The 14,314-nt window shown below is 72.9% G+C and carries 12 protein-coding genes; 7 read left to right on the forward strand and 5 right to left on the reverse strand.

From position 1 onward, the window contains the following. Positions 1 to 186: 186 nt before the first annotated feature. Positions 187 to 843, forward strand: coding sequence for a peptide deformylase (locus ACZ4IF_RS06420; protein ID WP_467560103.1), 657 nt, complete (start codon positions 187 to 189; stop codon positions 841 to 843). An 827-nt stretch (positions 844 to 1,670) separates the two neighbouring features. Next, the gene (locus ACZ4IF_RS06425) at positions 1,671 to 3,257 is read left to right on the forward strand and encodes an ABC-F family ATP-binding cassette domain-containing protein (RefSeq protein ID WP_467560105.1); all 1,587 of its coding nucleotides are present in this window, start codon (positions 1,671 to 1,673) and stop codon (positions 3,255 to 3,257) included. Between the two features lie 4 nt (positions 3,258 to 3,261). On the opposite strand, the gene ACZ4IF_RS06430 is transcribed toward ACZ4IF_RS06425, so the two are convergent. Then, complete coding sequence (locus ACZ4IF_RS06430) at positions 3,262 to 4,689, reverse strand: dihydrolipoyl dehydrogenase family protein (RefSeq protein ID WP_467560107.1); 1,428 nt, start codon at positions 4,687 to 4,689, stop codon at positions 3,262 to 3,264. A gap of 37 nt (positions 4,690 to 4,726) precedes the next feature. On the opposite strand from ACZ4IF_RS06430, the gene trxA reads away from it, so the two are divergent. Beyond that, complete coding sequence (gene trxA, locus ACZ4IF_RS06435; protein WP_359488316.1) at positions 4,727 to 5,191, forward strand: thioredoxin; 465 nt, start codon at positions 4,727 to 4,729, stop codon at positions 5,189 to 5,191. Between the two features lie 54 nt (positions 5,192 to 5,245). Here trxA and ACZ4IF_RS06440 read toward each other — a convergent pair whose 3' ends face one another. The 3 genes from ACZ4IF_RS06440 to ACZ4IF_RS06450 form a co-directional block, all read right to left on the reverse strand. Continuing rightward, entirely contained in the window at positions 5,246 to 6,682 is a 1,437-nt protein-coding gene (locus ACZ4IF_RS06440) for a benzaldehyde dehydrogenase (protein WP_467560109.1), read from the reverse strand. 47 nt (positions 6,683 to 6,729) lie between these two features. Beyond that, entirely contained in the window at positions 6,730 to 7,908 is a 1,179-nt protein-coding gene (locus ACZ4IF_RS06445) for a 4-hydroxybenzoate 3-monooxygenase (protein WP_467560111.1), read from the reverse strand. A gap of 77 nt (positions 7,909 to 7,985) precedes the next feature. Further along, complete coding sequence (locus tag ACZ4IF_RS06450) at positions 7,986 to 9,020, reverse strand: LacI family DNA-binding transcriptional regulator (RefSeq protein ID WP_467560113.1); 1,035 nt, start codon at positions 9,018 to 9,020, stop codon at positions 7,986 to 7,988. 159 nt (positions 9,021 to 9,179) lie between these two features. Here ACZ4IF_RS06450 and ACZ4IF_RS06455 point away from each other — a divergent pair, with 159 nt between their 5' ends. The 4 genes from ACZ4IF_RS06455 (at position 9,180) to ACZ4IF_RS06470 (ending at position 13,393) form a co-directional block, all read left to right on the forward strand. Continuing rightward, on the forward strand, positions 9,180 to 10,622 hold the full coding sequence (locus ACZ4IF_RS06455; RefSeq protein ID WP_467560115.1) for an amidase: 1,443 nt from the start codon (positions 9,180 to 9,182) through the stop codon (positions 10,620 to 10,622). A gap of 26 nt (positions 10,623 to 10,648) precedes the next feature. Further along, the gene (locus ACZ4IF_RS06460; RefSeq protein ID WP_467560117.1) at positions 10,649 to 10,867 is read left to right on the forward strand and encodes a hypothetical protein; all 219 of its coding nucleotides are present in this window, start codon (positions 10,649 to 10,651) and stop codon (positions 10,865 to 10,867) included. A gap of 433 nt (positions 10,868 to 11,300) precedes the next feature. Next, entirely contained in the window at positions 11,301 to 12,791 is a 1,491-nt protein-coding gene (locus tag ACZ4IF_RS06465) for an SPFH domain-containing protein (protein WP_467560119.1), read from the forward strand. Positions 12,792 to 12,946: 155 nt separating this feature from the next. Beyond that, complete coding sequence (locus ACZ4IF_RS06470; RefSeq protein ID WP_095938053.1) at positions 12,947 to 13,393, forward strand: type II toxin-antitoxin system PemK/MazF family toxin; 447 nt, start codon at positions 12,947 to 12,949, stop codon at positions 13,391 to 13,393. A gap of 9 nt (positions 13,394 to 13,402) precedes the next feature. Here ACZ4IF_RS06470 and ACZ4IF_RS06475 read toward each other — a convergent pair whose 3' ends face one another. After that, positions 13,403 to 14,233 carry a TIGR02452 family protein gene (locus ACZ4IF_RS06475; protein WP_467560121.1) on the reverse strand — a complete coding sequence of 277 codons (831 nt, stop codon included), beginning with the start codon at positions 14,231 to 14,233 and terminating at the stop codon, positions 13,403 to 13,405. Positions 14,234 to 14,314 lie beyond the last annotated feature (81 nt).

Raw genomic sequence — 14,314 nt, forward strand, 5'->3', positions numbered from 1 at the left:
GGACGGGGAGTTGGGCTCCCCTTCGGGGTGACGGTCCAGTAGTCGGGGGGCGAACGCATCGAGTTCCCGGGGCTTTGTGTGGTGTGGGTCACAGGGGAGCAGGGGGAGGGGTGGGTGCGGGAGAAAGGTCCGGGACTCGCCCGGCGCCGCCTCGCTCGGCGCGGTCCTGCTTGGCATCCTGGCGCGATGGCATCCGAACGTGACTCCGGCCTGTCCCGCCCTCTGAGCGACCTGGTCGAGGAACTCCTCGACCACGAAGGGCCGTTGCCGATCGTCGCGGCCGGCGACCCGGTGCTGCGGCAGCCGGCCGAGCCCTTCGACGGGCAGCTGGACGCCGGGCTGCTGGCCCGTTTCGTCGCCGCGCTGCGCGCGACGATGCATGCGGCGCCCGGCGTGGGGCTCGCGGCGCCGCAGGTCGGCGTGCCGCTGCGGCTCGCCGTGATCGAGGATCCGGCTCCCGTGTCCGAGGAGGTGCGGCTCGCGCGGGGGCGGGTGCCGCAGCCGTTCCGGGTGCTTGTGAACCCTTCGTACGAGGGGGTCGGAGCGGGGCGGGCCGCGTTCTTCGAGGGCTGCCTGAGTGTGCCGGGCTGGCAGGCCGTCGTGGAGCGGCATGCTCAGGTGCGGCTGCGGGCGCTGGACGAGCGCGGCCGTGAGGTCGACGAGGTGTTCAGTGGCTGGCCCGCCCGCATCGTCCAGCACGAGACGGATCACCTCGGCGGGACGCTGTATCTCGACCGCGCCGAGTTGCGGTCCCTGGCGTCGAACCAGGCGATGGCGGAACTCTGGGGCCAGCCGACGCCGGAACGGGCTGCGGCGGTCCTGGGTTTCTCGCTGCCCGGGTGAGGGAGCCGTGCTGCTCGGCGGGTGTGTTGGTGGGTGCGGGTGCGGATGTGGTGCGGGTGCGGATGTGGTGCGGGCCGTTTCGCCGTCCGTCCGGTGGGTGGGTCGGGGCCGTGCCGGTGATCCGCCCGTTGCAGCCCTCGTCTGGTCCGGTGTGTCAGTGCGGTGGGTCCGTGGCATCGTCCGCAACGGGCATGTGATGCACCGGCACGGCCCCTTCGGTGAGGAGGCGGCTGCGGGTGCGAGTGGGGCCGGGTCGGTCATAGGCCCGTCCGACGGCAGCCCCCGTCCAGACCAGCAGCAGCTCCCGTCCCGCCCGGCAGCAGCCCCCGTCCCGCCCCGGCAGCAGCCCCCGTCCCGCCCAGCAGCACCTCCCGTCCCGCCCAGCACCTCCCGTCCCGCCCAGCAGCTCCCGTCCGACGCCAGCTCCCGTCCCGTCCCGCTTTGAGGGCAGAGAGCCACCTTTCAGCCCGTCCGGCGCTTGAGGACGAGGCCGTCCGGGCCGATCTGGCTGAGTGCCGGGTGCCTTACGAGTCCCGGTGGGCCCTCCCGGCCCGTCCCGCCCGGGAGCGGAGGGCGCAGCCCTCAGCCCGTCCGGCGTTCGAGGACGAGGCCGTCCAGGCCGATCCGGCCGGTACCGGATGACCTACGAGATCTGGCACTCCCGGCGACCGACTCGGCAACCCCTCGCGGAGCGAAAACCGGTGGCGGCGCGCGACCCGTGCTCGTTAGCCTGGGCCCATGTCTACGCCCCGAATCTCTTAGCTCAAGGACCCGCTTCCACGCCACACGTGTGTCCTTTTGCCGATTGATTCCCGGAGCGTTCTCCCATGATCACCGTTCGCGGTGTCGACGTGCGCGCAGGCGCCCGTCTGCTGCTGTCCGACATCTCCTTCCACGTCTCCCCCGGCGACCGCGTCGGCCTGGTCGGCCGTAACGGCGCGGGCAAGACCAGCCTCCTGAACACCCTCGCGGGACAGGCGCGGCCCGCGGCCGGGTCCGTCTCCCGGACGGGGGCGCTCGGCTACCTGCCGCAGGACCCGCGCGCCGCCGACCCCGCGGTCACCGTCACCGACCGCATCCTGTGGGCGCGAGGTCTGGACGAGGCCGTACGCACGCTGCGTGCGGCCGAGGCCGCGATGGCCGACGGGTCGGAGCGCGCGATGAACGCGTACGCGCGCGCCGAGGCCGAGTTCCAGGCGCGCGGAGGCTACGCGGCCGAGGCCGAGGCGGCGCGGGTGGCCGCGGGCCTCGGCCTCCCCGACCGGGTCCTGGACCAGCCGGTCGGCGCCCTGTCCGGCGGACAGCGACGCCGGGTCGAGCTGGCCCGCATCCTGTTCGCGGACCACGGCACACTGCTGCTGGACGAGCCGACGAACCACCTGGACGCCGACTCGATCGCCTGGCTGCGCGGCTTCCTGACGAACCATCGGGCCGGACTGGTGCTCATCAGCCACGACACCTCGCTGCTGGCCGACGTGGTCAACCGCGTCTTCCACCTGGACCCGCACCACGCCACGCTCCACGTCCACAACACGGGCTGGCACGCCTACCTCGCGCAGCGCGAGGCGGACGAGCGCCGCCGTGCCCGGGAGCGGGCGAACGCCGAACGGAAGGCGGCGGCGCTGCACGCGCAGGCCGACAGGATGCGCGCCTACGTGTCGACGGCGGTCGCCGCGAAGAACATGGCCCGCCGCGCCGACCGGATGCTCGCCGGCCTGGAACCGGTGACCAGGGCGGAGAAGGTGGCCAGGATCCGGCTGCCCGAGCCCGCACCCTGCGGACGGATGCCGCTCGGTGCGGTCGCGCTGTCCAAGTCGTACGGCGATCACCGCGTCCTGAGCGGGGTGGACCTGGCCGTCGACCGGGGCAGCCGACTGGTGGTCCTCGGCCTCAACGGCTCGGGCAAGACCACGCTGCTGCGTCTCCTCGCCGGGCAGGACAGCCCGGACAGCGGGCGCGTGGTGCACGGTCACGGGCTGCGCCTGGGCTACTTCGCCCAGGAGCACGACACGCTGGACCCCGCCGACACGGTCCGGGGCCATCTGGCCGCGGCGGCGCCGCACCTCACCGACGGCGAGGTGCGTCGGGTGCTCGGCTTGTTCCTGTTCACCGGCGACGACGCCGACAAGCGCGTCGGCGTCCTGTCCGGGGGCGAGAAGACCCGCCTCGCCCTGGCGGGTCTCGTGCACTCCGGCGCCAACGTGCTGCTCCTGGACGAGCCCACCAACAACCTCGACCCGGCTTCCCGTGCCGAGGTGCTGGGCGCGGTGGGCACCTACCCGGGCGCGATCGTCATGGTCACCCACGACGAGGGCGCCATCGAGGCCCTGCGTCCCGACCGGGTGCTGCTGCTCCCGGACGCGGACGAGGACCTGTGGAGCGATGAGTACCTGGAGCTGGTGTCCCTGGCCTGACCCCTCAGTCCCGGTACGCCTCCAGGAGGCGCAGCCACACCTCGCTGACCGTCGGGTAGGACGGGACCGCGTGCCAGAGGCGGCTGATCGGTACCTGCCCGGCGACGGCGATGGTCGCCGAGTGGATCAGTTCGCCGACCCCGGGGCCGACGAAGGTGACGCCGAGGAGGATCTCGCGGTTGATGTCGACGACCATGCGGGCCTTGCCGCGGTAGCCGTCCGCGTACAGGCCCGCGCCCGCGACGGACGCCATGTCGACGTCCACGGCGCGCACGCGGTGGCCGGCCTGCTCCGCCTCGGCCAGGGAGAGCCCGACGGCCGCGGCCTCCGGGTCGGTGAAGACGACCTGCGGCACGGCCGAATGGTCCGCGGTCGCGGCGTGCGCGCCCCAGGGGTCGGACTCCAGCAGGGGCACCCCGGCGGCGCGGGCGGCGATGGCGGCGCCCGCGATCCGGGCCTGGTACTTGCCCTGGTGGGTCAGGAGTGCGCGGTGGTTGGCGTCGCCGACCGCGTACAGCCAGTCGCTGCCGGTCACTCGCAGGCTGTCGTCGACCTCCAGCCATGAGCCGGGTTCCAGGCCGAGCGTGTCGAGGCCTATGTCGTCGGTGCGGGGCGCGCGGCCCGTGGCGAAGAGGATCTCGTCGGCCTCGATGCAGTCGCCGGCGCCGGTCACGGCGACCACGGTGGAGCCCTCGCGCGTCACCGATGCCACCGAGGTGCCGGTGCGCACGTCGACGCCCGCCTCGGTGAGCGCCTCGGCGACCATTTCGCCGGCGAAGCTCTCCATGCGCGGCAGCAGGCCCTTGCCGCGCACCAGGAGGGTGACCTGCGAACCGAGGGCCTGCCAGGCCGTGGCCATCTCGGTGGCGACCACGCCGCCGCCCACCACGACGAGCCGTCCGGGCACGGCCTGTGCGCTGGTGGCTTCGCGGCTGGTCCAGGGCTTGACCTGGTCGAGTCCCGGCAGGTCGGGCAGGAGGGCGCGGCTTCCGGTGCAGACGGCGACGGCGTGCCGGGCGGTGAGCACCTGGGTCCCGTCCGCCCCCTCCACCGTCACCGTGCGCGGTCCGGCGAGCCGGCCGTGGCCGCGGTACAGGTCCGCTCCGATGCCGTCGAGCCAGGCGACCTGGCCGTCGTCCTTCCAGTGGGACGTGTAGTAGTCGCGGTGCGCGAGTACCGCGGGGGCGTCGAGAGGGCCCTGCACGGCCTGGCGCAGGCCGGGCACGCGGCGGGCGTCGGCGCGGGCGATCACCGGGCGCAGCAGGGCCTTGCTGGGCATGCACGCCCAGTACGAGCATTCGCCTCCGACGAGTTCGCTCTCCACGACCGCGGTGGACAGACCGGCCGCGCGGGTGCGGTCGGCGACGTTCTCCCCCACGGGTCCGGCACCGAGCACCACTACGTCATAGGCGATGGATTCCGTTTCCGTCATGGGGGCCAGTCTGGTCGGTGGTGTGCGCCGTTTCCACATGGGTACGTGCGCGGAATACGTCCCTGGAAGGCGGCGTTGTGCAAACCGGTATGACCCGGACGCGAGGAAGAAGGAAACGCGCATGAGCAGCACCGTGGAGCTCACCAAGGAGAACTTCGACCAGACGGTCGCGGACAACGAGTTCGTCCTGATCGACTTCTGGGCGTCCTGGTGCGGGCCGTGCCGTCAGTTCGCCCCCGTCTACGAGAAGGCCGCTCAGGCCAACCCGGACCTGGTGTTCGCCAAGGTGGACACCGAGGCACAGCCGGAGCTGGCCGCCGCCTTCGACATCCAGTCGATCCCGACGCTGATGATCGTGCGGGACCAGGTGGCGATCTTCGCCCAGCCCGGGGCGCTGCCCGAGGCCGCCCTGGACGACGTCATCGGGCAGGCCAGGAAGCTGGACATGGACGAGGTCCGCAAGTCCATCGCGGAGCAGCAGGCCCAGCAGAACGGCCAGTGAGCCGACGACGGGCCGGCGGTCCCTCGGGACCGCCGGCCCGTCGTGCACGCGTCCTCAGAACGGATACGCGGCGACGTCGCCGCGGACCGTCGTCCAGCGCACGTCGGTGAAGGCGTCCAGGTTGGCATCGCCTCCGAAGCGTGCTCCGGTGCCGGAGGCGGCGATGCCGCCGAAGGGTGCCACGGCCTCGTCGTTGACGGTCTGGTCGTTGATGTGGGCGATGCCGGTCGGGATGCGCTCGGCGAGGTCGAGGCCGCGCGCGGTGTCCCGGGTGACGATGCCCAGTGAGAGGCCGTAGGGTCCCGCGGAGGCGAGGGCCGCGGCCTCTTCGGGCGTGCTGAAGGGGCGTACGGGGGCGACCGGGCCGAAGACCTCCTCCGTGTACGCGGGAGTCGTGTCGTCGACCCCGGCGATCACCGTCGGCCGGTAGAAGAGCCGCTCGTGCGAGCCGCCCGCCGCGAGCTTCGCCCCGTGGGCCGTGCTGGACTCCACCAGGCCCTGGATCTTGTCGAGTTGGGCGCGGTCGATGATCGGTCCCAGGTGCACCTGTTCGCGGTAGGGGTCGCCGACGGCGAGGGAGTCGGCCTTGGCGGCGAGCCGCTCGACGTACTCCTCGTAGAGCGAGGCGTGCACCAGATGGCGGCCCGTCGTCATGCAGATCTGCCCCTGGTGGAAGAACGAGCCCCAGGCAGCCGTGGAGATGACCGCGTCGATGTCGGCGTCCTCCAGCACGATCAGGGCCGAGTTGCCGCCCAGTTCGAGGTGCGCCCGCTTGAGGTGACGGCCCGCGGCCTCACCGACCGCGCGTCCGGCCGCGGTCGAGCCGGTGAAGGAGATCACCGGTACGTGCGGGTCGGCGACGAGGGCCTGTCCGGCCTCGGGGCCGCCGGGCAGAACCTGCAGCAGCCCGTCGGGCAGGCCCGCCTCGGCGAAGACGGCGGCGAGTGCCAGGCCGCCGCAGACCGCGGTGCGCGGGTCGGGTTTGAGCACGACGCCGTTGCCGAGGGCGAGCGCGGGGGCCACCGAGCGGATCGACAGGATGAGCGGGGCGTTGAAGGGGGCGATGACGCCGACGACGCCGACGGGCACGCGCCGTGTGTACGACAGGCGGGGCGCCTCCGACGGCAGGATCTGGCCGACCGGACGCGAGGCGAGCGCGGCGGCCTCGTAGCACTCCTGGGCGGCGACATGCAGTTCGAAGTCGGCCTTGCCGGGGATGGAGCCGGACTCGCGGACGATCCAGTCACGCAGTTCGTCGGCGTGCGCGGCGAAGAGGTCCCCCGCCCTGCGCAGTACGGCGGCGCGCGCGAAGTGCGGGAGTGCGGCCCATTCCGGCTGGGCGGCGCTCGCCGCGCGGGCCGCCGTGGCGACGTCCTCGGCGGTGGCGAGGGTGACGGCGCCGAGGGAGTCGCCGGTGGCGGGCTCGGTGACGGTGTGCCCGCCGCCCGAGAGGGGACGGGGCTGCCAGTTCGTGGGGTCGAGCAACGGCATGACGGCTCTCTCCGATCGTTCTCTGGTCACCAGTGGGTCCGACGGGCTCACACGGTGAGCGGAAGTCCCGTGTAGTTGGCGGCCAGTTCGGCCGCCGCGGAGCGGGATGCCGTGATCCGGCGCAGCCGTGCCAGCTGCACCTGGTGGTCGAAGGCGTCCCCGTCCGGTTGCGCGTGCAGCATCCTGGTCATGTCGTACGAGAAGCGGGTGGCCTGCCACACCCGGTCGAGACACAAGTCCGAGTAGGCGTCGAGGAGTTCGGGTGAACCGGTGCGGTAGAGCTCGGCGAGGCCACGGGCCAGGACCCGTACGTCGGACACCGCGAGGTTGAGCCCCTTGGCGCCGGTCGGGGGCACGATGTGGGCGGCGTCGCCGGCCAGGAACAGCCGTCCGTAGCGCATCGGTTCGTGGACGAGGCTGCGCATCGGGGTCACCCCTTTGGCGGTGATCGGGCCGCGTTCCAGCCGCCAGTCGGCGTCGATCGCGAAGCGCGCGGCGAGTTCGTCCCAGATGCGGTCGTCGGGCCAGTCGTCGCCGACGGTGCCGTTCGGGACCTGGAGGTACAGCCGTGACAGCGACGGCGAGCGCATGCTGTGCAGCGCGAAACCGCCCGGGCCGCGCGCGTAGACGAGTTCCTCGCAGGAGGGCGGCACCTCGGCCAGGACGCCGAGCCAGGAGTAGGGGTAGTCGTGGGCGTACGTGCGGCTGGCGTCCACGGGGACGGCGTCACGGGCGATGCCGTGGGAGCCGTCGCAGCCCACCACGTAGTCGCAGGTCAGGGTGAGCTCGCGGCCCTCGTGCACGAACCGTACGACGGGCGCCTCGCTCTCCGCCTTCTCGACGGCCAGCGCCCGCGCCCCGAACAGCAGCGGCGGCCCGTCGGCGAGTTGGAGGGCGACGAGGTCCTTCACGATCTCCGTCTGGGCGTAGATCGTGACCGTACGGCCGCCCGTGAGCGAGGGGAAGTCGATGCGGTGGCGCTCGCGCTCGAAGCGCAGTTCGATCCCGTGGTGGACCATGCCCTCGACACCGAGGCGCGTACCGGCTCCGCTCTCGCGCAGCGCGTCGACCGTGCCCTGCTCCAGCATCCCGGCGCGCTGGCGCCGTTCGACGTACGACCGTGCCCTGCTCTCCAGGACGACGCAGTCGATCCCCGTCCGGTGCAGCAGCCGGGCCAGCAGCAGGCCTGCCGGCCCGCCGCCGATGATGCCGACCGTGGTCCGCATGTCGCGCCTCCGGTGTCCGGTGTCCGCGGGGAACAGCCCCCAGCCTCACACAGACCCGGGTCCGGGCCCAGCCTCTCTCAGCTCGAATCGCGGTGCACGACCCGCGCGCCAAGGACCTCGTGCGTCTCGGGCGCCGCACCCGGCCGGCGGACGGCGCGGTCGACCAGTTCGGCGAGGTCCCGGCCGGACGGCAACTCGATGTGGACGGTGCTCAGGCGGGGCCGCAGGAGCCGGCCGAGCATCAGGTCGTCGGCGCCGATGACGGCCGTCTCGTCCGGGACGCCGACGCCCTCGTCCTGCAGGGCGCGCATCAGCAGCATGGCGTACTCGTCGTTGTAGGCGAACACACCGTCGAGGCCCAGGGTGCGCCAGCGCGCGGCGAGCCGCGCGGCGTCCTCCTCCGCGTACGCGAGCGGCAGTTCGGTGACGGACGCCTCGCTGCCGCGCAGGGCGCGGCGGACGCCGTCGAGGCGGGGCCGGGAGAAGATCTCCAGTCCGGATTCGCCGGGCATGACTACGCCGATCCGGCGACGTCCGCGGGCCAGCAGGTGGGCGCCCGCGCTGTGGCCGACGCGGTCGTGGTCCATGAGCAGTGCGTGGGCGCCCTCGACGCGTTCGGGCCCCAGGGTGACCACGGCACGGGCGCCCGCCCGTTTGAGGACGGCGAGGCCCTCGGGGCTGAGGCCGGTGCCGGGGACCAGGACGGCGACCGGACGGAGCTCCGCCCAGGCGCGGGCCGCCTCGTCGCCGTGCAGGCCGAGACCGCCGTACTGCACGACGGTGTAGTCGAGGCGGCTCAGCGCCCATTGGAGTTCGTTGAAGAACTGGCTGTAGAGGGGGCCCACCGGGACGGTCGGGGCGGGCATGAGGACCATGCGGCTGTGTCCGGCACGCAGACTGCGGGCGGCGGCGTGCGGGACGTAGCCGAGTTCCTTGGCGGCCTCGTGGACGCGGCGGCGGGTGGGTTCGCTGATCCGGACGGCGCTGGTGTTGTTCAGGACGTACGAGACGGTCGCGCGGGACACTCCCGCCAGACGGGCCACATCGGCGCTCGTCGGCACGGGGCGCTGGGCGGGGGACGACGGGGCGGACTGCTTCGGTATCTGCACCATGACGTACGGCATCCTTGCAGAACCCCGGCGAGCCGTTCCGTGCCGGGGGTCCAGGGGCCCCGCGACGTGCGGAACTCCATTTGGCTCAATGGAAGTTGCCCTTCCCGTACCGGTCGGAGCGTCCGGAGGTTACCGTTCGGTAGACAGAGTGCTTCGGAGGTGTCCCGGATGGTTCCCGACCGTGCCGCAGGTCTGGCCGAATGTGCCCGCGCGCTCGCCGACGGCGAGGTGAGCGCGCGGGAGTTGACCGAACGTGCGCTGGCACGGATCGAGGCGACGCAGCCGACCCTGAACGCGTTCCGCGTGGTGCGCGCCGAGGCCGCCCTCGCCGAGGCGGACGCCGCGGACGCGCAGTTGGCGGCCGGGGTGCGGCGGCCCCTGCTCGGGGTGCCGGTGGCGGTCAAGGACGACATGGACGTGGCGGGTGAGCCGACCGCGTTCGGCTGTCCGGGCGACTTCCCGCCGAAGGACCGGGACGGCGAGGCGGTCCGCCGGCTGCGGGCGGCCGGAGCGGTCGTCGTCGGCAAGACCAACACGTGCGAGCTCGGTCAGTGGCCCTTCACCGAAGGGCCCGCCTTCGGTGCCACCCGCAATCCCTGGCACCACGACCACACACCGGGCGGCTCGTCCGGGGGTTCGGCGGCCGCCGTGGCGGCGGGTCTGGTTCCCGCGGCGCTGGGCTCGGACGGTGCGGGCTCGGTCCGTATCCCTGCCTCCTGGACGCATCTGGTCGGCATCAAGCCGCAGCGCGGCCGGATCTCCACCTGGCCGCGCCCGGAGTCGTTCCAGGGCATCACGGTCAACGGCACGCTGGCCCGCACGGTCGCCGACGCGGCCCTCCTCCTGGACGCGGCGAGCGGCAACCACGACGGCGATCTGCACCGCCCGCCCGCGCTGCGTGTCCAGGACGCGGTGGGGCGCGACCCCGGAAGGCTGCGCATCGCACTGTCGCTGAAGCCACCGTTCACGGCGCTGCCCGCCCGTCTCGACCCCTCCGTACGCGCGCGTGTCGTCGCCCTGGCGGAACGGCTGGCGGAGCTCGGGCACGTGGTGGAGGAGGCGGAGCCGCGCTACGGGCGGATCGGCCTCACCTTCATCCCGCGCGCCACGGCGGGGCTCGCCGAACACGTGCGCGAGGTGCCGCGGCAGGACCTGCTCGACCGGCGCACCCTGGACGCCGCCCGGCTGGGCCGGCTGCTCGGCGGCGCGCCCCTGCGGGCCGCCCGCAAGGCGGAGGCCGCCCTGCACCGGCGGGTCGGCGCGCTCTTCGACACGTACGACGTGCTGCTCGCTCCGACGACCGCCGCTCCCCCGCCGCGGATCGGTTCGATGGTGAACCTCAACGGCCTGGGCACCGACCGGGCCATGATCGCGGCCTGCCCCTACGCGTGGCCGTGGAACATCCTCGGCTGGCCGGGGGTCAACGTGCCCGCGGGCTTCGTCGGTGACGGACTGCCTGTGGGCGCCCAGTTGCTCGGCCCCGCGAACAGCGAACCCCTGCTGGTGTCGCTGGCCGCGCAACTGGAGGCGGACGGGCGCTGGCACGAGCGGTGGCCTCCGCACCGGACTCACGCGGACTCCGCCGACTCACCGGCGGCGTGAGCGAGTTCCGGCCTTACCCTGTGACCATGGGCGACGCGTCGATGGTCGGTTTGATGGGGCGGGTGACCGGCACGGTCGGGCCCGGGCTCGTCGGCGAGGTGATCGTCCGGGTGCGTGGCGGCGCCGAGCACTTCCTCGCGTACCCCGCCACGCCGAAGGAGCGCATCGAGCGGGGCACGGTCGTGATGGTGGTGGAGTACCTGCCGCCGCGCACGGTGTACGTGTCGGCCGCGTACGACGGCTGACGCCGACACCGACCGGAGTGCGCCGCAGGGAAGTTCGGCGTGCGACGCGCTCCAGTGCACGGCATCCGTCGGCACCGCGCACCGCAGGGCTTGAGCCGGTGACCGCGCCCTCCGCCGTGCGCTGTGCACAGCTGACCGTGCCCCGCGCCTCGCGGGGACCAACCGGTGAACGCGCCCTCACCTCGCAGGGCTTGAGCCGGTGACCGCGCCCTCCGCCTCCCGGCGTGCACCGATCGGCGCGCCGCGACGACGCGGCCGTCGGCGGGTTCCCCGCGCATCGTCGTCAACAGCTCGTATGTGAGGCCTTCGTCCCAGGTGAGAGCCGTATGCGTCAAGATTGCGACAAGGATCTGTCAGCGTCTGTACCCCGGCCTTGCGCAGGAGCACACTCCCGTTCGTTCGGTGCCGAAAGGGCACCATGCAAAGGGGGCGTATGCCGATGGTTGTCGGCGTCGTCGCGGGGGCAGCCGTCCTCGCGCTGATCTTCGTCGTTGTGGTCTTCAAGCTCATGTGGCGCGTCGCGGAGCCCAACGAAGCACTGATCATCTCCGGTTCGAAGCATCGGACCGAGGGCCTTGAAGAAGGCATGGGATTCCGCATCGTGACGGGGCGCGGCACGCTGGTGCTGCCGGGCGTGCAGGCGGTGCGCAAGATCTCGCTCGACCTCAACGAGACCGAGCTGCACGTGGACTGCGTGACCACCCAGGGCATTCCGCTGAAGGTGCGGGGCGTGGTCATCTTCAAGGTGGGCGACGACTTCGTGTCGATCGCCAACGCGGGCCGCCGCTTCCTCGACCAGCAAAAAATGATGTCGGAGCGGGTGCACAACGTGTTCGCCGGTCATCTGCGGTCCATCGTCGGCGGGTTGACCGTCGAGGACATGATCCGCGACCGGGAGAAGCTGACCGGTCAGACCCGTGCCGCGTGCGGTACGGAGATGGAGAAGCTCGGCCTGATCGTCGACTCGCTGCAGATCCATGAGATCGAGGACCCGACCGGGTACATCAAGAACCTCGCCATGCCGCACGCCGCCGCCGTCCAGCGCGACGCGCGTATCGCGCAGGCCGAGGCGAATCGTCTCGCCACCGAGGCCGAACAGCAGGCCGCGGCACGGATGTCGGAGGCGACCCGGGACAGCGAGATCCTCCAGGCCGGCTACCAGGCCGAGCGGGACAAGGCCGCCGCCAAGGCCCAGCAGGCCGGACCGCTCGCCTTCGCCGCCGCCCAGCAGGACGTCGTCGTCCAGGAGACCCGGGTCGCCGAACTCGAGGCGCACCGCCGCGAGCAGCAGCTCCAGGCGGACGTCCGCAAGCCGGCGGACGCGAAGGCGTACGAGATCCGTGCCCGCGCCGAGGCCGACCGCGACGCACGCATCTCGTCGGCCCAGGCCAAGGCGAAGGAGACCGAACTGGCCGCCGCGGCCGAGGCGAACCGGGTCAAGACGGCCGCCAACGCCGAGGCCGAGGCGACGAAGGCCCGGGGTGCGGCCGCCGCGACGGCGACCCGCGCCACCGGTGAGGCGGAGGCGGCCGCCGCTCAGGCCAAGGGTCTGGCGGAGGCCGAGGCGACACGTGCGCGGGGTCTGGCGGAGGCCGAGGCCATCAAGGCGCGGGCCGCCGCCCTGGCCGAGAACCAGGAGGCGGTGGTCGCCCAGCAACTCGCCGAGAACTGGCCGGAGATCGTCCAGGCGGGCGCGAGCGCGTTCGGCAACGTCGACCACATGGTCCTGCTCAACGGGGCCGACGGCATGTCGGACATGTTCGCCAAGGCGCTCACCATGGGCGGCACCGGGCTTGGTCTGGCCCGGCAGCTGCTCGCGTCGATGAACCAGAACGGCACCGCGCCGAACGGCACGGCCGCGGGGCTCAACGGCTTCACCGCACCGCGCACGGAGAAGGTGGCCGTGGAGAACGACGAGGGGTGAGGCGCTGAGACGTCGGGTGTACGGGAGTTGGCTCCCGTACACCCGAAGTCGTGTGTCCACGGGGTCTCGTACCGCAGGCCCGCGGGCCGGCGTCCCGTCAGCGGAGGTCGGCCCTGCCCGTCGGTGCACACCCCGCAGGCTCTAACGTGGCCCGCGTGACTGCCTTTACCGACGAAGACGTGCCCGGCCGCCACGGCCCCTCCGCGACCACCGAGGCCGAGCCCCGCGAGGTGGGCCGGGTGCGGACCGAGTACTCCCCCGCGCACGACGGGGACCCCGATCCCGGTGAGATCGTCTGGACGTGGGTGCCCTTCGAGGAGAACGACGGACGGGGCAAGGACCGTCCGGTGCTCGTCGTCGCCCGCGAGGCCGCCGGCACGTTCCTCGCCGTGCAGCTCTCCAGCAAGCGGCACGACGGCGACCGTGAGTGGGTGCCGATCGGCAGCGGTCCGTGGGACCGGTCGGGGCGCGACTCGTGGGTGGACGTGGACCGGGTGCTGCGGCTGCACGAGGCCGGCATGCGGCGCGAGGCGTGCGCCCTGGACCGGATGCGCTTCAACCTCGTGGTGCACCGGCTGCGGGAGCGCTACGGCTGGCGGTGAGCCGTTCGGCTACCGTCGCACGGCCGACTCCGCGAATGTCCGTTCGAAAGCGCCCAGGGTGACCGACCCGCGGGTGCGGTCGAGCACTCCGAACACGACCTGGGTGAAGGCTCCGGCGAACCGGCCGTCGGCGCCCAGCAGGGCGTGGAAGGCGTCCGCCACCTGTGCGGGGTCGTTGCGGAAGACGCCGCAGCCCCACGCTCCGAGCACCAGTCGCCGGTAGCCGTGGGCCACGGCCGTCTCCAGGACCCGCTCGGCGCGCACCGCGAGGGCGCCCGGCAGCTCGGCCGCGCGCTCGGGCGTCCTGCGCAGGACCACGCCCGCGTTGGGCGCCGCGGCGGTCAGGAATCCGGCGTGGTACGGGGCGTCGAGGAGGGCGCCGCGGTCGTCGCGGAAGACGGGCACGGCGGGTGAGTGGATCACCCGGTCCGTGTAGAACGGATCGCGGTGGGAGCGGTGGTGGTCGTAGAACTCACGGACCCCGGCCAGGCACGTGTACAGCGCGGAGGCCCGGCACAGGGCCTCTTCCTGGGCCTGCGCGCCGTTCAGGTAACCGCCGCCGGGGTTGCGCGCCGAGGCGAAGTTCAGTACGGCGACGGGATCGTCCCCGGTGAGCCTGCGGGCGGCCTGCAGGCTGCTCTCGCCGGTGACCTCGAACACCGTCTCCCGCGGAGCGAACGGAGGGATCTCCACCGGTTCCGGACCGTGCATCCTCGTGCCGGCGCGGGCGGCCGCCACCGCCGCGCCGATCGGGACCTCACGTCCGTCGGACGCGCGGTAGGCCCCCGCCGCGACGATTCCCTCCGTCCGAAGTGCCGTCGCGCGCAGGCGAGCGCTCATGGCGCGACCCCCGTACGTGCCGCGAGCGCTCCCCGCGCGATCTCCCCCGTCGTGCCCATGAACGCATCGTGAGCGATGCTG

The sequence above is a fragment of the Streptomyces sp. NPDC025784 genome (assembly GCF_055558435.1).